Source organism: Streptomyces sp. CNB091 (assembly GCF_000377965.1).
In genome coordinates, this window is sequence record NZ_KB899001.1 from 136,515 (window position 1) to 154,382 (window position 17,868).

Below are 17,868 nucleotides of genomic sequence, written 5' to 3' on the forward strand. Positions count from 1 at the left end.
ATCGGTTCGCTTCACCGAACCTCCACATCATGCCACGCAGGTGAAGCAACCGGGTCGAGGGGATCGGAGCCCTATCCTTGTCCCGGCACGGCCACGGAACCACCGATCAGGACTCCCGGCCCCCGTAGCTCAGTGGATAGAGCAGGCGCCTTCTAAGCGCTTGGCCGCAGGTTCGAGTCCTGCCGGGGGCGCACCATGTGCACCACAGAGAGGCCCTCCGACCTGGAGGGCCTTTTCGCCGCTCAGGGGCACATTATCGAGCGCTGCATAGCGGGAAGGTAAGCGCCGGACCGGCCCCGCGCGACCACCGAGGACGGTTCTCCGCGCCTCCGTCGGGTTGACTGGCACTTCCCCACACGGGTCCCTGACAGATCCCCGCGTGATTCGGAGGAAGCTCGACACGCTCGCGCAGATGCTGGACGAGCACCTGGCGACTCACCCGAATCACACTGCCCAGACGCGGACCCGCCCCCGCCATCCACTTGACCTTGCGACACAATCATTGTGTCATCGACTCATGTTGTACGCCACTCCCTCCCTGAGCACAGACGACCTGCGCACCCTCGATGAGATTGAAGCTATGCGTCGTGCTCTGCGCCACATGCTCCGGGCCACCCCGCGCTGGACCCAGCAACTGCGCCGCAATCTCACCGCCCGCGCGATCGCCGGATCGAACACCATCGAGGGGTACGCGGCGACAGTCGACGACGTGGAAGCCCTCATGTCCGGTGAGGAACCACTGGAGACCGGGGAGAAGACGCGTGCCGAGCTGGAGGGCTACCAGCGCGGCATGACCTACATCCAGGCCCTCGCCGACGCCGGAGACGCCTTCCGGTACGACGCAGGCCTGCTCAACGGCCTGCACTTCATGCTCCAGGGCCACCACCTCGACAAGCGCCCCGGCCGCTGGCGCGACGGACCTGTCTACGTCACCAGCCCCGACGACCCCCTCGTCCCCGCCTACACCGCACCGGACCAGGCGGACGTTCCCACTCTGATGACGGAGTTCATCGACTGGCTCAACGAGGGCGATCTCGACATCCCCGTCCACGTCCGCGCTTCCATGGCCCACCTCAACCTCGTCAAGATCCACCCGTGGAAAGACGGCAACGGACGTATGTCCCGAGCCCTGTCCACTCTGGTGTTCTCCCGCGAGGCCCTTATGCCGCCCGAATTCTCCTCCATCGAGGAATGGCTCGGCCGGGGACAGAACACGTACGCCTACTACCAGATCCTGGAGGAGGTGGGCGGCCCGCGCTGGAGCCCTGAGCGGGACACCCGGCCCTGGATCCGTTTCTGCCTGACCGCCCACCACCGGCAGGCCCAGCAGGCCCAGCGTCGCTTCGACGTCATGTCGCGGGCCTGGACCCGTCTGGTCGAAGGCGTCGAGACCGCCGGTCTGGACGAGCGGGTGGTCTATGCCCTGCTGCCCGCCTTCTCGGACGCGAAGGTGCGCCGCACCGTCTACCAGCAGGACGCCGACCTCAGCGACCAGCAGGCCATCCGCGACATCCGGGAGCTCGTGGCCCGCGGCTGGCTCGTCCCCCACGGCAAGGCCCGCGCGCGCTACTACGCCCCAGGCCCTCTCATGGACCCGGTACGGGACGAGGTCCGCCAGTCCGTGGAGCCGTACACGGATCCGTACCGGCGGGAACGGTGACCGCGCGCCATCCTGAGGGACACTTTTGCGCCCTCTGGGTAGCGGGTTGTCAGAGAGTATCTTCCGCTGCACTGCGTAACCCATCGCCACGTTGGAATGCGGCCCTGCCGGACTTCGTCGCCTCGTGGTTCTCCCCGGCGGCGCCCCCGCCGCCGGGGTTGCGGGGCTTGACGAACAGCGTGGCCGCGAGCGCCAGGAGCAGCAGTCCGGCACACACGTAGCTGGACACCTCGATCGCGTCGGCCATCGCCTGGCGTGCGGCATCGGCGGCGGACGAGGTCCGCGGGTCCGCCGCGAGGCCCGGGATGACCGAGCCGGCGCTGTCGGTCACGGCACCGCTCAGCTCCCGGGCCTGTTCGTCGGGAACGCCGGAGCCGGTCAGGCTGTCGCGCAGGTTCGAGGTGATCGTGGTGAAGAACAAGGTCGTCAGCACGGCGATGCCGAGGGCAGCGCCGAGTTCGCGGGACGCGCTCTGGATGCCCGACCCCTGTCCGGCACTCTCGGCGGGCACGTCCACGAGCACGATGTTGGTGACCTGCGCGGTGGCGAAGCCGACCCCGATGCCGTAGACGAAGAGGGCGATCGCGATCAGCCACCACGCGCTGTCGGTGGCCGCGATCAGGCCCAGCACGGCCAGGCCCGCCGCTTCGAGGATCAGGCCGAGGCGCACCAGGGTGAGCGGTGTGCTGGACATCGAGAAGCTCGCGCCGCTGGCGCAGAAGCTGCCCGCCGCGAGGGCGACGAGGGCCAGGCCTGCCTGGAACGCGCTGTAGCCGAGGGCGAACTGCAGCCAGAGCGGCAGCACCGCGATGATGCCGAACTCACCGAGTCCGACGACCAGCGTGACGACGTTGCCGTTGCGGAAGGAGGCGATGGAGAACAGCCGCACGTCCATCAGCGGCTCCTCGTCGCGCCGGCTGAGGGCCGCCTGGCGCCGCCAGAAGACCACCATGACGAGGGCGGAGACGACGAACGCGACGAACACCGGGGAGGGGCCACCGCTCCAGGAGATGCCGCCGACGTCCAGCGGTTCGACGGTCGCGAGCCAGCCGTACGTACGGCCCTCGATCAGTCCGAACGCGAGGAAGCCGAGCCCGACCGCCGACAGGACGCCGCCGAGGACGTCGATGCTGCCGCGCGTACGGGGGGAGGCGGGCAGGTAGTAGAGGGCGCCGGCGATGATCACCGCCACGAGCGGGATGTTGATGCCGAAGGCCCAGCGCCAGGAGAAGTCCGCGAGCCAGCCTCCCAGCAGCGGACCGACGGCCGCCGCGGCGCCGATGGTCGAGCCCCAGACGGCGAACGCCTGTCCTCGGGCCTTGCCGGTGAAGCTGGCGTTCACCAGGGCCAGCGAGGTCGGCAGGATCATGGCCCCGCCGATGCCTTGCAGGAAGCGGGCGAGGATTAACAGGCCGCCGCTGGGGGCGACCGCCGCCACCAGGCTGGTGAGCCCGAAGGCGACGAGGCCGACGAGGAAGATCTTGCGGGCTCCGTGCAGGTCGGACAGGCGCCCGGAGATCAGGAGCAGGGCCGCGAAGATGATCGCGTAGGACTCCTGGACCCACTGGGCCTCGACCGAGGTGACCTCCAGGTCCTCGATGATCGGGGCGAGGATCACGTTGACGATGGTGATGTCGACAACGATCAGAGCCACGCCCAAGGACACGGCGACGAGGCCGAGCCATTGACGCATGGACGGGGTTTGTTCTGTGGCGCTCAAAATTCCTCCACCCTGGTGTATCTTTATGGTGAAGGTAATTCTCGGCGCTGCGACTGTCAACTCCCTTAGCAGAGTGGTGGGGTGGGGTGGGGTGGGGTGGGGTGGGGTGGCTTCCCTAGGGCACGTTCGAGGCGTGCGGCACCCTCCTGTCCGACGAGCGCTACGCCCGGCAGGCGCGGGAACGCGCCGCCGCGCTCAACTCGTCGCCGCGCTCAACTCGTCGCCACCGGGGAGCCGCCCGCGTGTGCTGACGCTTTCGATGCGCTCACTCCGTGGTCCCGTTCCCTGTGTGGGAACCCCTCGGGCGGCGTTCGTCGTACTCGTCGGCGAGCAGGGAGTCCATGGTGGCGCGGAGCCGGGCGATGAAGTCCTCGAACTGCTGGAGCTGTGCGGGGCTGTACTGGGCCATGGTCACGGCCATGCGCTGGGCGTAAGGGCCGAAGAACTCCTCGGCCCGCGGCCTGACGTCGGGGCTGCTGCGCAGCGTCACGATGCGGCGGTCGGTGTGCTCGCGGGTCCGCACGATGTGCCCGGCTGTCTCCAGGCGGTTCAGCAGGGTCGCGGTGGCACCGGACGAGAGGGAGATCCGCTCGCTCAGCCGGGCCGGCGACAGCGGTGCGCCCTGGTCCTCCGCGTAGAGGATCTCGGTCAGGGCCGCGGCGTCCGTGGAGTGCAACCCGAGCCAGGTCGCGAAACGCTGCGTGAACTCGGTGTAGTTCGCGCCGAACGCCCGGAGTCCGTCCATGAGGCGATCGCGCTGGGCCTCAAGTGCACCGGAGTCCGCTTCCTCCATCGACATGCTCCAACTTCCCGATCTTCCTGGGTGACACGCTCCGTCACCGGTTGGACGACTTACCACTAGCCAAAGGAAAAATTCCTTCACGCTGAAGGTACGCCAGGGGACAGCGGTCCGATCTCCAGGTACCGGACGCGCTTCCCGAGGATGGGAAAGATTCCCGAGGATGGAAAAGAGGCGACACTCCCCCTCACACGTCCCGGCGCCGGAGCAGCACCAGCGCCCCGAGAGTGAGCGCCGCCGTGCAGGCGGCGACCAGGAGCAGGGAAGGCCAGGGGCCCAGGCTGCCCACCGTGTCGGCGGCGGCGTCCGAGGTCTGGGTGAGCTTCTCCAGGGCGGCCGTCGGGGAGAGTCCGGCGACCCAGCGTTCGGCGTCACCGAAGAGGGGGCCGAACAGGGACGGCAGGAGCAGCAGGCCGATCACCGTGGTGACCGCACCGGCGGAATGGCGTACGAGGGTGCCGACGGCGAGGCCGAGGACGGCGGCCACCGCGAAGGACGCGGCGATGCCGAACAGGGCGGGCAACGGCTCGCCCTGGGCGTACCGGCCCTCCGGCAGCATGGCGTCCCCGACGAGGTAGGCGGCCGTGCAGGAGGCCAGGGCGAGGAGGTACGTCACGCCCGCCACCAGCGTCGCCTTGGCAGCGAGGACCGTGCCCCGGCGGGGGCAGGCGGCGAACGTCGTGCGGATGGTGCCGCTGCTGTACTCCCCCGAGGCTACGAGCGCCCCGACGACCGCGGCCAGCATCTGGGCGACGACGGTGAGCGTGAGGCTGCCGCCGAGGACGGTGTCGTCGGGTTGCAGGCTGCCGGTGGCGGCGATGAACACCGCGCCGATGACGGGCAGTACGGCGGTGGCCGCGGTCGTCCACACCGTGGAGCGCACGCTGCGGAACTTGATCCATTCGTAGGCGAGGGCTTCCCGGAAGCCGGTACGGTCCCGGTTCCGGTTCCGGTCCCGGCTCCGGCGGGTGCCGGACAGCGCGGGCGCAGGCGTGGTCGTGGTTGTGGTTGTGGTTGTAGTCGTGGTCATCGGGCTGTCTCCTTCCGGGGTGTCGACGAGCGCCTGTCCTCGGCCCGGTATTCCACCGAGGACCGCGAGAGCGTCGTGTAGGCCTCCTCCAAGGAGGAGGTGGCGGGGGTGAGTTCGTGGACGGCGACCCCGTGGTCCCGGGCCAGGTCGCCGATGGCCGGGGCGTCGGGGCCGTCGACCCGCCAGCCGCCCCGGGCGTCCAGCCGTACGCGCGCCCCGGCCGCTTCCAGCAAGGTGCGCAGCCGTTCCGGTTCCGGGGACCTGACGAGGGTGTGCGCGCGGGAGTTGGTCGCGATGAAGTCGCGCATGGTCGTGTCCGCGATGAGCCGGCCCTGTCCGATCACGATGAGGTGGTCGGCCGTCAGTTCCATCTCGCTCATGAGGTGGCTGGAGAGGAAGACCGTGCGGCCCTCCGCCGCCAGGGACTTCATGAGTTCGCGGATCCAGCGGATGCCTTCGGTGTCGAGGCCGTTGACCGGCTCGTCGAGGATCAGGACCTCCGGGTCCCCGATCAGTGCCGCCGCGATGCCCAGCCGCTGGCCCATGCCGAGCGAGAAGCCCTTGGTGCGCCTGCGGGCCGTCTCCGCGGGGAGGCCGACCAGGTCGAGCACCTCCTCCACGCGGCGGCGCGGGATGCCGTTGCTCGCGGCGAGTCCGGCCAGATGGTGGTAGGCGGACCGGCCGCCATGGACGCCCTTGGCGTCGAGCAGGGAGCCGACCGCCCGTAGCGGTACGGGCAGGTCCGCGTAGGCCTTGCCGCCCACGGTGACGCGCCCCGCGCTCGCGGAGTCGAGGCCCAGGATCAGGCGCATGGTGGTCGATTTCCCGGCGCCGTTCGGGCCGAGGAATCCGGTCACCCGGCCCGGCCGGACCGTGAACGACAGCCGGTCGACGGCGGTTCGCCCGCCGTAGCGTTTGGTGAGTTCCGTTGCCTGGATCATGCGGTCGACGCTACGAGCGGGGGGCCGGTGGCGAATCCTCCGCAGGAAGTCGCTGCCTGCTCCCGTCGGAGTAGGGCACTTCTGGTGCCGCCCCGCGCGCGGCACCTCTGGTGCCGCCCCGCGCGTTCGCGGAAGGGGTCAGCCGGCGCCCGGGCAGCCCGGCGGGGATGCCGGGCCGGCGGGAGGGCCGAGGAGTGCGGCGGTGCACTCCTCCGCGAGGTCCTCGGCATGGGCGGGAAGGGGCAGGCCGGCCCGGAGGTGGCGGCGGACCACCGAGAGCGGCAGGTCGACCACGGCGAGGGTGACACGTTCCCGGGCTCGGGCCCCTTCCGCGCCAAGGCCCCTGGCGAGGGAGTCGAGGGTCGCGCGTACCCGTCGGTTGCCGCGGTCCGCGCGGTGGACATGCTCCTCGGACCAGTCGGCGCGCCCGAAATCCTCGGCGCCGTAGAGGAGGAGGGCGGCTTCGTTCGGGTGGGCGCGGCTCCAGGCGATGACGTGGCGTGCCGCCGCGCGACCGGCGCTCCACGCGTCGCCCTCGGCGCCGATGGCCGCGAAGTAGCCCTCCTGGAAGCGCTCGACCGTGCGCAGCCACACCTGGGCGAGCAGGGCGGTCCGTCCCGGGAAGCGGTGGTACACGGAACCGCTCGGGGCTCCGACCCCTTGGGCGACGGCGGACATGGTCACCCCGGCCGGGCCCGAGGCGGCGGCCAGTCGCACGGCGGCGTCGAGAAACTGGTCGGTGTCGAACCGGGGTGGTCTGGCCATGAATCAGAGAGTACTCTCCACAATATTAGAGAGCCTTCTCTACTAGGGTTTCGGGGAGGGACGCATGGGCGTCTACAACGTGCACGAGCGCCTGCTGGTCGCGAGGAGCGGCGAGGTGGGGGCCCTGCTGGACACCCTGTCGAGCGGCGGGGACGGGGACGGTCTGTGGCCCCACCGGAGTTGGCCGCCGATGAGGCTCGACCGCCCGCTGGCGCCCGGCGCGGCGGGCGGCCACGGGCCCGTCCGGTACACCGTCACCACGTACGTCCCCTCCACTTGGGTGCGCTTCGCCTTCAGCGGGCCTCGCGGATTCCACGGGTTCCACGAGTACGTCGTCCTGCCCGTCGACGAGGAGCGCACGGTCCTGCGCCACACCCTCGCCATGAACACCGGTGGCCCGGCCCGGCTCACCTGGCCTCTCGTCTGGCGCCCGCTCCACGACGCCTTGCTGGAGGACAGCCTGGACCGCGCCGAACGGGCGTGCACGGGCGCGGTGGCGCACCCGGCGCGCCGGGGAGCGTACACACGCCTTCTGCGCCGGCTCCTGCGCCGGCCGCCGGGCGTGACCGGCAAGCCCCAGGAGATCGTCCGATCGGACACCCCTTAGGTCCGGGCCTAGGGTTCTCCCGCCCTGACCAGGCCCGTTTCGTAGGCGAGGACCACCAGCTGGGCCCGGTCGCGGGCGCCGAGCTTCGTCATGGTCCGGCTGACATGGGTCTTCGCGGTCAGCGGGCTCATGATCAGCGCCTTGCCGATCTCCTCGTTGGACAGCCCGGCGGCGACGAGCGCCATCACCTCACGCTCCCGGCCGGTGAGCACGGCGAGCCGTTCGGCGCCCACGGCCTCGGGGGCCTTCAGCCGGGCGAACTCCTCGATCACCTGACGGGTCACGGCGGGGGCGAGCAGACTCCGGCCCGCCGCGACCGTGCGGATCGCGGCGCGCAGGTCGTCCGGCTCGATGTCCTTCAGCAGAAAGCCCGCCGCACCGTGCCGGAGTGCTTCAAAGACGTACGCGTCGACCTGGTACGTGGTGAGCATGACGACACGGACCCGGTCGAGGGAGCGGTCCTGGGCGATCCGGCGGGTGGCCTCCAGGCCGTCGACGCCGGGCATCCGGACGTCCATCAGCACGACGTCCGGGCGGGTCGTCCGGACCGCCTCGACGGCCCGGGCCCCGTCGGCGGCCTCCGCGACCACGACCAGGTCGTCGGTGAGGTCGAGCAGGGCGCGGAACCCGGCCCGTACGACGGTCTGGTCGTCGGCGAGGACCACGCGGACGATCCCCGGCGGCCACGCCGCGCTCTCCACCCGTTCGCTCACGCGGCCGCTCCCCGGGTTCCGTACGGCGTCACGTTCATGAGGCCGCTCCCTCTGTCGGCAGTTCGGCGCGGACGCGGAATCCGCCGCCCGGCACCGGACCGTACGTGACGTCGCCGCCCACCGCGACCGCTCGCTCCCGCATGCCGATCAGGCCGAAGCCCCGGTCTGCGGGCGGGCCGGCGTGCGGTGGCGCCGGGGGGCCGTCGTCCACGACCTCGACAGTCAGCCGGGTGGCGTCGCGGGTCACCGACACCGCGGCGTGGAGCGCCGCGGAGTGCTTCACCACGTTGGTCAGCGCCTCCTGCACGATCCGGTACGCCGTGGCCTCGACGACCGCCGGCAGGGCGGCGCCCCCCGTCTCCCGCCGCAGGCTGACCCTCACGCCGCCCGCCTCGACCCCCGCGACCAGTTCGTCCAGCTGGTCGAGGCGGGGCGCCGGCGCCGTGGACTCCGTCGCGCGCAGGACGGACAGCGTGGCGCGCAGCTCCCGGACGGCTTCCTTGCCGGAGGCGCGCACCTGGGTCATCGCCTGCCGCGACACCTCCGGCGCGGCGTCCAGCGCGTCGAGGGCGACCCCGGCCTGCACGGTCATCGCGCTCACCGTGTGCGCGAGGATGTCGTGGATCTCCCGGGCGACCCGTGCCCGCTCCTGGCGGACCCGGCGGGCGGCCTCCCGCTCGCGGTCCTCCTCGGCCCTCGCGGCGCGCGCCGCGTACTCCGCGAGCAGTTCCCGCCGGGTGCGCACCACCTCGCCCAGGAGGAGGGGGACGAGCGGCCAGACCATCTCCAGGACGGGCAGCCCCTGCGGGTTGACCACGTCCCGGCCGATCTTCAGCGCCACCGCGCCCGAGACCGTCGCGGCGATCACCCCGGTCCACAGGGTGCGCCGGCGGTCGCCCAGCACCGCCACCGTGTAGAGCGCCACGATCACCGGGAGGTTCAGCAGTTCGCCGATGTGCCCGTGCAGCGCCCACCCGGCACAGGCGGCCCCGGTCACACAGACCACCGGAACGGGCCAACGGCGGCGGCAGGCGAGCGCCGCCAGCGAGACCGCGAGGAGAGCCCAGGTCAGCGCGTCCGCCTGCCGGTAGCCGGGCTCGTTGACGGCCGCGTCGGCGGTGGTCAGCACCCCCACCACCGCCACCACCAGCAGATCCGCGACGATCGGCGGCAGAGCCCGCGCACGGGCGGCCAGGCGGTCGAAGGTCATCACCCCCTCACGGTAGGAGGCGGGAGGCCGGGCCGCATACGACAGCGGGAGTACAGCGGGGCGGGGCCGGTGGCGAGCGTCTGGGCACTGGTGCGGGCGGGGCGGGGCCGGTGGCGAGCGTCTCGACGCCGGTGCGGGCACCGGGGCAGGGCCGGTGGCAAGCGTCTCGACGCCGGTGCGGGCACCGTGGCGGGCGTCTCGACGCTGTGCGCATCGTGCAGGAGTTCGGACGTACCCGGGCGGGAGTTCGGGCACGGCGCAACCTTCCGTCCGGCGGGACGTTCGGCGGGGCATGAGAGCGGGCAAATCGATCAGGTGGGCCCGAAGGCGGAATCCCGCCGCAGGGCGCTCCCGACCGTCCCGTCACCCGGCGGGCGTGCGCGGCTCCGCGCCGCCGCCCGCCCGCCGGTCCCGCCGACCCCACACCGAAGAACCCGCGTGAACTACGCACCGTCAGGGAAAGGAGCGCCGCGATGGCGACGCCGCTGTCTGCATCCAGGCTGCTCAAAGCCCTCCGCGACGAAGGTCTCCACGTCGTCGAACACCGGAGCTGGCGTACCAACAACCGGAACCACAAGGGACCCTGGGGCCCGACGCACGGCGTGATGATCCATCACACCGTCACCTCGGGCACCGCCTCCTCGGTCGAACTCTGCTACAACGGCCACTCCGCCCTGCCCGGCCCGCTCTGCCACGGGGTCATCGCCAAGGACGGGTCCGTCCACCTCGTGGGGAACGGCCGGGCCAACCACGCCGGGCTCGGCGACGACGACGTCCTGCGCGCCGTCGTCGCGGAGAAGGCGCTGCCCCCGGACAACGAGGCCAACACCGACGGCAACCGGCATTTCTACGGCTTCGAATGCGTCAACCTCGGTGACGGCAAAGATCCTTGGCCGGCGGCCCAACTGCTGGCGATCGAGCGGGCCGCCGCCGCCGTCTGCCGGGCGCACGGCTGGTCGCAGCGGTCGGTGATCGGGCACCTGGAGTGGCAGCCGGGCAAGGTCGATCCGCGCGGGTTCACCATGAACTCGATGCGCTCGCGGATCGCCAAGCGGCTGGGCGGTTCCCCGGACGGGCCCTCCGATCCGCCGCCGAAACCGACGTACGAACCGTTCCCCGGGGCCGCGTTCTTCAAGGTCGGCCGTAACAGCGCGGTCGTCACGGCGATGGGCAAACGTCTGGTGTCCGAGGGCTGCGGCCGGTACGCGGTGGGTCCCGGCCCGGCCTGGTCCGAGGCCGACCGGAAGTCGTACGCCGCCTGGCAGCGCAAGCTGGGCTACACGGGCGGCGACGCGGACGGCATTCCCGGCAAGAGCAGTTGGGACCGGCTCAAGGTGCCCAACGTGTGACCCCGGCTCGTCCGGCTCCTCCCCCTCGCCGCCGGAGGCGAGGGGGAGGAGCCGGACGATGCGGATGAGGAGGGTGAGGGGGTGAGGGCGAGGAGGGGGATGATCAGGGCAGGTGGTCAGGGTTTCCTCGCCGCGCCGATGGAGCCCCGGTGATCCGCCGATGGATGGCCGACGAGATCCGAGGGACGGTGCGATGACGGCCGAGGTGCGCACGGTGGCGGCCGAGGAGCTGAACCGGTACGCCGACGGGATCCGCGACGTGTACGCGCGGGCGTTCGCGGCCCCGCCCTGGAACGAGGATCCGGCGCAGGCCGACAGCTATGCGGAGCGGCTCGCACGGGATGCGCTCCGGCCCGGTTTCACGGCGGCGGTGGCGACGGCCGGGGGGACGGTAGCGGGTTTCGCCACGGCCTGGATCACCCCGGAGGTCTTTCCGGCCGACCGCAGCTACGGACAGGTCGCCGAGGCGCTCGGGCCCGGGCGGACGCGGGCGTGGCTCTGTGGTGCGCTGGAGGTGAACGAGCTGGCGGTGGCGCCGGAGGCGCACGGTGCGGGGCTCGGCGCGGCGCTGCTGCACGCGGTGACGGGGCCCGCCCCGGACGGCCGTTGCTGGCTGCTGACCTCCGTGCAGGCCGATGCGGCGCTGCGCCTGTACGAGCGGGCCGGCTGGCAGCGGGTCGACGCGCCCGTGCCCGGCGCGGCCGCTCTCGTGGTGCTGCTCGGCCCCCGCCACCCGCAGCGGGCGGCGGCGGAGTCGGAGTCAGAGTCGGGAGACCGGTAACCTCCGCGCACGAGAGGCCCCTGGCCCTCCCTACAGCGCGACGGCCAGCAGGACGCACGCCACCAGCGCGAACGCGGTGCGCACCTGGTGGAGGGTGTTCCAGCGGGATTCGAAGGCCGCGCGGGCCGCACGGTCGTCGCCGCCCTCGGAGGCGGCGAGGGCGTTGTTGAGCGGGATGTTCCCGACCACGGTCACCAGGTGCCCGGCGACCCCGCAGATCAGCGCCCCCAGGATGGCGGGCCCCGCCGCCTCGCCGTGCTGGCCCAGGCCGGTGAAGAACGCGGCGGCGGGCAGCGCGACGACGCCGAGGAACAGGACCAGGAAGACCGGGCCGGGGACCTTCTCGTTGAAGCGGCGCATGGCCGCCGTGAACTGCTCGTCCGTCAGGGCGGCGAGACCGGGCATGATCGCGATCAGGAAGGTCAGCATGAAGCCCGCGTAGAGGCCGTTGACGATCGTGGCGAGCACGAGGAAGAGGGAGGTCATGGCGGACATCATGACCCGGAACGGCGTTTCACCGGACCCACTTTCGCATGACCGTGCAACGAGCTTCGGCCGCGGTGGCCCGGCGGCCCCGGCAGCCCGGCAGCCCCGACGGCCCGGGCTGGCCGAGCGAGCCGAGCTGGCTGCCCAGGCCGAGCGAGCCGCCCAGGCCGAGCTGACCGGGCGAGCCGAGCCGACCACCCAGCACACACGTCCCGCCCGGCCCATCGGGCGCCCAGCACACACGTCCCGCCCGGCCCCTCGGGCACCCGGCCCCTCGGGCGCCCGGCCGCTTCGCCTCAGCCGATCTCGCCCTCGCCCGGTTCCGGCTCGTCGTCCGTTCCGGATCCCCGCTCGATCCGGTCCGCCTGCCCGATGGCCTTGGCCAGCTTCGTGACGGAGCTGTCCTCCGTCGCCTCCGCCAACCCGGCTGCCCGCGAAGCGAGTTCACCGAGACGGGGTGCGCCCGGCAGGTCGCCACCCCGCAGGTGGTCGGCGAAGTAGGCTGCAACGGCGGCCACTTGGAGTCGTTCGCCCGCACCGCCCCACAGCGATCCGTCGATCGCCCCGGTCGTCGCGGTCCCGGTCTCCTCCTGGGCCTCGCGGGTCTTGGGGTCGAGCCAGCGCACGGTGGCCTTGGCCACGGTGCCGGAGGCGCCCTCGCGCAGCCGTACGGCGTACAGAGCGGTCACCGTGTGGCCGGGGCCCACCTCGCCGCCGTCGACGCTGTCGTCGCGGAAGTCCTCGTCGGCGACCTTGCGGTTCTCGTAGCCGATCAGCCGGAACTGCTTCACGGTCTTCCGGTCGAACGCCACCTGGGCCTTGGCGTCGCGGGCCCGGATCTCCAGGTGGGCGGGCAGTTGGTCGACGAAGACCTTGCGGGCCTGCGCCTCGTCACCGACGTACGTGGTGTTCCCGTCGCCCTTGTTGGTGAGCTGCTCCATGAACGCGTCGCCGTAGTCGCTGCCGACGCCGACGCCGAAGAGGGTGATGCCGTACTCCCGGCGGGTGGAGTCGATCTTCTCCAGGATCCCGTCGGCCTCCGTGTCGCCGGTGTTGGCCAGTGCGTCGGAGAGGAGCACGACCCGGTTGGTGGCGCCCTTGCGGTGGCCCTCGACCGACTCCTCGTAGCCGCGGGTGATGCCCGCCTCGACGTTGGTGGACTGGTCCGGCCGCATCTCCCCCACCACGTCCTTGATCCGGTTCCGGTTGTCCTTGATCCGGGTCATCGGCAGCCGGGTCTCGGCCTCGTCGCTGAAGGTGACCAGGGAGATGGAGTCGTCGTCGCGCAGTTCGTCGGTGAGGATGGTCAGCGACTTCCTGACCAGGTCCAGGCGGCCGGTCTCGGCCATGGACCCCGAGATGTCGACGACGAACGTGAGGGCCGCGGGCGGCCGTTCGGCGGTCGACGGGGCGGCCTCGGTGGCCAGGCCGACGCGGAGCAGCGACCAGTCGGAGGCTCCGGTTCCACCACCCCCGCCCTTCCCGGAGCCGATGCGCGCCCCGTCGACGTTCACCGAGAAGCCGGGGCCCTTCGGCCGTTCGTACCCCTGGCGGAAGCTGTTGACGAACTCCTCGGGGCGTACCTCCTCGGGAGAGGGCAGCCTGCCGTCGCCGAGAGTGCGGCGCGCGTAGCCGTAACTGGCGGTGTCCACGTCCAGGGCGAAGGTGGAGAGGTAGTCGGGCGCCGGGACGTCCAGCCTGGCCACGTCCCCGGACTCGCCCGTCGGTGCGGCCGACCGCCCCTTCTCGGGCGCCGCCCCGTCAGGCGCCGCCCCGTCGGGCGCGGGCTGCCCGCCGCCGGTCGATCCCTGACCCTTGCGGGTATCCGAATTCACGGCGCGCCGGTCGCCCGAGGCGCTGTCGCCGCTGCCGCACGCGGTGAGGACCATGGCCCCCGCCAGAAGGAGGGCCGTGGCGCCCGCCCGGCCCCCCGCCCGGACACCTGCCCAGCCTTCCGTCCTGCTGCCTTCCGCCCGCTTCTCGTGTCGCCGGCCTGCCTGCTGCATGTGTAACCCCCACGTCGTCACGATGTCCTCGACATCTGTGAATGTGACGTACGGGGTCGCCCACCGGAGTCGACGAAAGCGTTGCGGAACCATCTCGATGCGGCAACAGCGGACAGGAAGCGGCCGTAAACCGGCGGAACATCAGGTTCAGGACACGATGTCCTTACGACTGAACCCGCGGAAGGCCAGCGCGAACAGGATCAGGGCATAGGTCACCGATACGGCCGTGCCCTTGATCATGCCGCCCCACTCCAACTGCGGCTGGAGAGCGTCGGCCCAGGCGAACTGCCAGTGCGCGGGCAGGAAGTCGCGCCAGGAGCCGAGCGCGGTGACCGCGTCGAGCACATTGCCGACGATGGTGAGGCCCACCGCGCCGCCGACCGCGCCGAGCGGGGCGTCCGTCTTCGTGGACAGCCAGAACGCCAGGCCCGCGGTGACCAGTTGGGAGACGAAGATGAACGCCACGACGATCGCGAGGCGGGGCACCGTGTCCCCGGCGGACAGCGCTCCCCCGGTGGGCAGCTTCAGCGGCCCCCATCCGTAGGCAGCCGTGCCCGCCACCAGGGCGACGAGCGGCAGCAGCACCATCGCGGCCAGGCTGAAGCCGAGGGCGACGACGAGCTTGGACCAGAGCAGCCGGACGCGCGGCACGGGCGCGGCGAGCAGATAGCGCAGCGAGGACCAGCTCGCCTCGGAGGCGACGGTGTCCCCGCAGAACAGGGCCACCGGCACCACCAGCAGGAATCCGGCCGAGACGAACAGCGAGGTGGCGGCGAAGTTCGCGGCGGACTCGGTCGCCACGTCCATCAGGTTGATCCGGCCGCCGCCCCGGCCGCCCCCGCCTCCTCCGCCGTCCTCGCCGTCCGGCGTGCCGCCGATCGCGAAGGCGATGATCAGGATGAAGGGGAGGGCGGCGAGGATTCCGCCCATCAGCAGGGTGCGCCGTCTGCGCAGCTGCCGCATGGCCTCGACGCGGAGGGGAAGGGTGCGCCCGGCGCGGTAGCCGGGGGCCTCCGGGTGTTCGGTCTCCACCCGGGCCTCGGGGGGCTGGACGGGGGCGCTCATGCTGCTCCTCCGGAGATGAGGGTGAGGAAGGCGTCCTCCAGGCGGCGGTGCGGTCCGACGCCGGTGACCGGGACGTCGAGCCGGACGAGATCGGTGACCAGCCGGGAGGTGGTAGCCCCGTCGAGGCGGACGAGGAGTCCGCGCCCGTCGTCGGTGCGGACGGCGGAGCCGATGCCCGGCAGGGCGGCCACCTTCTCCGCCAGGGGCTCGGACACCTCGTCCGCCGTGGTCACCAGGATCATGTCGCCGGAACCGGTGATCTCGGCGACCGGACCAGCCTGGACGAGCCGGCCCCGGTCCATGACGACCAGGTGCGTGCAGGACTGTTCGACCTCGGAGAGGAGGTGGCTGGAGACGATGACGGTCCGGCCGCCGGCCGCGTACCGGATCATCACGTCCCGCATCTCGCGGATCTGCGGCGGGTCGAGCCCGTTGGTCGGCTCGTCGAGGATGAGGAGGTCCGGCATGCCGAGCATGGCCTGGGCGATGGCGAGCCGCTGCCGCATGCCCTGGGAGTACGTCCGTACGGCACGGGCGAGCGCGTCGCCGAGGCCCGCGATCTCCAGGGCCTCCTCGATGTGCGCGTCCTCGGCGGGCCGGCCGGTGGCCTGCCAGTACAGATCGAGGTTGGCGCGCCCGGAGAGGTGGGGCAGGAATCCGGCCCCCTCCACGAACGCCCCGACCCGGGACAGCACCGGCGCGCCGGGCCGGATCGCCTGCCCGAAGACGCGGATCTCGCCCTCGTCGGGGCTGATGAGTCCCATGAGCATGCGCAGGGTGGTCGTCTTGCCCGCGCCGTTGGGCCCGAGCAGCCCGAGGACCTGGCCCTTCTCGACGCGGAAGGACAGCTCGCGCACGGCGTACCGGTCGACGGACTTGGCGTACTTCTTGGAGAGTCCGGTGATCTGGAGCGGTACGTCGGTGAGCGCCGGGTCCGGCGCGGGTGTCGCGGTCCGGCGGCGGGCGGTGAGCAGCAGACCGGCCGCGATGACGAGGGCGGCGGCCGGGAGGCCCCAGGTCCACCACGGGAGGGTGGCCGCCGCGGTCTTCACGGCGGGCGCGGTGGGGACGGTCAGCGGTCCGTCGGCGGTGACGGTGTACGTGGCGGGCTCGGCCGGGGACGCGTAGCCGAGGTCGGTCGCGGAGAACACCAGCCGCATCCGGTGTCCGGCGTCGAACTCGTGGTCCACGGCGGGCAGCGCCAGCTCGACCGGCTTGCCCTGCTGGTCAGGGGTGATGCGGTAGGGGGCGACGAGCTGGTGGGGCAGCACCTGCTGCCTGCCGTCCGGCGACACGTCGTACACCTTGCCGAAGAGCACCGCGTCCCGGTCGCCGTCGGCCTTCACGTTCACCTTCACGGTGGGCGTGCCGGTGACGCGTACGGAGGTGTCCAGCGGGGCGGACTCGAAGCGGGCGAACTGTCCGGGGAAGTCGAGCGAGAGCCCGACGCCGAGGGAGGAGAGCTGGGCGAGTCCGCCGCCGACGCCGGGGACGGCGGAGATGGCGGGCGGCGAGGACCCCGCGGGGTTGCGGAAGGTCTTCGTCCCGCCGCCGAGCGCGATGTCCCGGCCGCCGGCGCGCAGCCCCGGGTAGGTGTCGCCGCTCGCGCCGCGCAGGAGGGCGGCGCCGTCGGTGGAGTCGACGCCTCCGGTACGGGTGACGCGGAAGGCGGGCCCGGTGCCGGCGCCGGTGTCCTCCTTGAGGTAGCGGTCGAACCAGGAGCCGACCCGGCCCTCGACCCGCCCGGTCTCGTTGTCGCCGCCGTCGTGCCCGCCCGCGATCCAGTCGACGGAGACGGGGGCGCCGTTGGCGCTGATGGCCTTCTGCATGGCGTCGGCCTGGCCGAGCGGGAAGAGGGAGTCGGACTGCCCCTGGAGGAGGAGCGAGGGGACCTTGATGCGGTCGGCGACGGCGGACGGCGAACGCTCGGTGAGGAGGTCGATCGCCTCGGCGTCGGGCTTGCCGCTGACGGCGACCCGCTCGTACATCTCGCAGAGCCGCTTCTCGAACTTCTCGCAGCCGCCGCCGGTGGTGATGAAGATCCCGGCCCAGAGCTTCTTGAAGACCCCGTCGGGGAAGAGGGCGTCGGCGAGGTTCCAGTAGGTGATCACGGGCGCGATGGCGTCGACCCGCTCGTCGTGGCCGGCGGCGAGCAGGGAGACGGCCCCGCCGTAGGAGGCGCCGGTGAGCCCGACCCGGGGGTCGCCCTTCTTGTCGAGCTCCACTTCGGGCCGCTCGGCGAGCCAGTCGATGAGCCGCGAGACGTCCCTGACCTCGTGGTCCGGGTCGTTGAGGGAGATCTCCCCGCCGGACTTGCCGAAGCCGCGCGCCGACCAGGTCAGCACGGCGTACCCGTCGGCGGCCAGCTTCTCGGCCTGGGCCCGTACGTCGTTCTTGCTGCCGCCGAAGCCGTGTCCGATGAGCACGGCGGGCCGCTTGCCGGAGCCTTCGGCGTGGAAGTACGAGGTGTCGATCGGCACACCGTCCATGCGCAGCGTCCGGTCCTCGCGCTGCACGGCGGGCGTGCCGTCGTCCGCGACGGCGGTCCAGGTGCCGCCGCCCACGAGCACGGCGAGCGCGGCGCCGACCGCGGCCCACCGGCCAGGTGTACGGGGCAGCAGGCGCCGCCATCGAGCAGTAGGGGTCTCCATCCCTCGACCCTAAGCGGAGGACGCAAGCCGGATGCGTGCCGCCGGGGGGAGGCGGGCGGCCTCCCTGAGAGGTACGGTGCGCCCC

The 17,868-nt window shown here is 72.1% G+C and carries 15 protein-coding genes and 1 tRNA gene; 5 read left to right on the forward strand and 11 right to left on the reverse strand.

The features are described 5' to 3' along the window. The first annotated feature begins 118 nt into the window (after nucleotides 1-118). Nucleotides 119-191 (forward strand) — tRNA-Arg (locus D581_RS0121535). Between the two features lie 389 nt (nucleotides 192-580). After that, nucleotides 581-1,660 carry a Fic family protein gene (locus D581_RS0121540; RefSeq protein ID WP_469219943.1) on the forward strand — a complete coding sequence of 360 codons (1,080 nt, stop codon included), beginning with the start codon at nucleotides 581-583 and terminating at the stop codon, nucleotides 1,658-1,660. Between the two features lie 49 nt (nucleotides 1,661-1,709). Here the strand turns inward: D581_RS0121540 and D581_RS0121545 are convergent, their stop codons facing one another. The 5 genes from D581_RS0121545 to D581_RS0121565 form a co-directional block, all read right to left on the reverse strand. Continuing rightward, nucleotides 1,710-3,353 carry a DHA2 family efflux MFS transporter permease subunit gene (locus D581_RS0121545; protein ID WP_018959274.1) on the reverse strand — a complete coding sequence of 548 codons (1,644 nt, stop codon included), beginning with the start codon at nucleotides 3,351-3,353 and terminating at the stop codon, nucleotides 1,710-1,712. A gap of 292 nt (nucleotides 3,354-3,645) precedes the next feature. Beyond that, nucleotides 3,646-4,179 carry a MarR family transcriptional regulator gene (locus tag D581_RS0121550; RefSeq protein ID WP_018959275.1) on the reverse strand — a complete coding sequence of 178 codons (534 nt, stop codon included), beginning with the start codon at nucleotides 4,177-4,179 and terminating at the stop codon, nucleotides 3,646-3,648. A 187-nt stretch (nucleotides 4,180-4,366) separates the two neighbouring features. After that, nucleotides 4,367-5,209, reverse strand: a complete 843-nt coding sequence (locus D581_RS0121555; protein WP_018959276.1) for an ABC transporter permease — start codon at nucleotides 5,207-5,209, stop codon at nucleotides 4,367-4,369. Further along, entirely contained in the window at nucleotides 5,206-6,150 is a 945-nt protein-coding gene (locus D581_RS0121560) for an ABC transporter ATP-binding protein (protein WP_018959277.1), read from the reverse strand. Before D581_RS0121560 ends, D581_RS0121555 begins: the two co-directional genes overlap by 4 nt. Nucleotides 6,151-6,288: 138 nt before the next feature. Then, on the reverse strand, nucleotides 6,289-6,915 hold the full coding sequence (locus D581_RS0121565; protein ID WP_018959278.1) for a TetR/AcrR family transcriptional regulator: 627 nt from the start codon (nucleotides 6,913-6,915) through the stop codon (nucleotides 6,289-6,291). A gap of 64 nt (nucleotides 6,916-6,979) precedes the next feature. On the opposite strand from D581_RS0121565, the gene D581_RS0121570 reads away from it, so the two are divergent. After that, complete coding sequence (locus tag D581_RS0121570; protein WP_018959279.1) at nucleotides 6,980-7,522, forward strand: hypothetical protein; 543 nt, start codon at nucleotides 6,980-6,982, stop codon at nucleotides 7,520-7,522. Nucleotides 7,523-7,530: 8 nt separating this feature from the next. Here the strand turns inward: D581_RS0121570 and D581_RS0121575 are convergent, their stop codons facing one another. Beyond that, nucleotides 7,531-8,196: a response regulator gene (locus tag D581_RS0121575; RefSeq protein WP_026290766.1), complete on the reverse strand. Its 666-nt coding sequence runs from the start codon at nucleotides 8,194-8,196 to the stop codon at nucleotides 7,531-7,533. Nucleotides 8,197-8,269: 73 nt separating this feature from the next. Continuing rightward, a complete protein-coding gene (locus D581_RS0121580) occupies nucleotides 8,270-9,445 on the reverse strand; it encodes a sensor histidine kinase (RefSeq protein ID WP_018959281.1) in 1,176 nt (391 codons plus the stop codon). Between the two features lie 473 nt (nucleotides 9,446-9,918). Between D581_RS0121580 and D581_RS0121585 the strand changes: the two genes are divergently transcribed. Both D581_RS0121585 and D581_RS0121590 read left to right on the forward strand, forming a co-directional pair. Then, a complete protein-coding gene (locus D581_RS0121585) occupies nucleotides 9,919-10,794 on the forward strand; it encodes a peptidoglycan-binding protein (protein ID WP_018959282.1) in 876 nt (291 codons plus the stop codon). Between the two features lie 193 nt (nucleotides 10,795-10,987). Then, complete coding sequence (locus D581_RS0121590; protein ID WP_018959283.1) at nucleotides 10,988-11,575, forward strand: GNAT family N-acetyltransferase; 588 nt, start codon at nucleotides 10,988-10,990, stop codon at nucleotides 11,573-11,575. A gap of 30 nt (nucleotides 11,576-11,605) precedes the next feature. Here D581_RS0121590 and D581_RS0121595 read toward each other — a convergent pair whose 3' ends face one another. The 4 genes from D581_RS0121595 to D581_RS0121610 all read right to left on the reverse strand — a co-directional run bounded on the left by D581_RS0121595 (nucleotide 11,606) and on the right by D581_RS0121610 (nucleotide 17,783). Further along, nucleotides 11,606-12,073 carry an anthrone oxygenase family protein gene (locus tag D581_RS0121595; protein ID WP_026290768.1) on the reverse strand — a complete coding sequence of 156 codons (468 nt, stop codon included), beginning with the start codon at nucleotides 12,071-12,073 and terminating at the stop codon, nucleotides 11,606-11,608. A 284-nt stretch (nucleotides 12,074-12,357) separates the two neighbouring features. Beyond that, nucleotides 12,358-14,067 (reverse strand): YfbK domain-containing protein, encoded by a 1,710-nt coding sequence (locus tag D581_RS0121600; RefSeq protein WP_018959285.1) that lies wholly within the window; start codon nucleotides 14,065-14,067, stop codon nucleotides 12,358-12,360. A 147-nt stretch (nucleotides 14,068-14,214) separates the two neighbouring features. After that, entirely contained in the window at nucleotides 14,215-15,132 is a 918-nt protein-coding gene (locus D581_RS0121605) for an ABC transporter permease (protein ID WP_018959286.1), read from the reverse strand. Next, on the reverse strand, nucleotides 15,129-17,783 hold the full coding sequence (locus D581_RS0121610) for an alpha/beta fold hydrolase (protein WP_026290769.1): 2,655 nt from the start codon (nucleotides 17,781-17,783) through the stop codon (nucleotides 15,129-15,131). Before D581_RS0121610 ends, D581_RS0121605 begins: the two co-directional genes overlap by 4 nt. Nucleotides 17,784-17,868 lie beyond the last annotated feature (85 nt).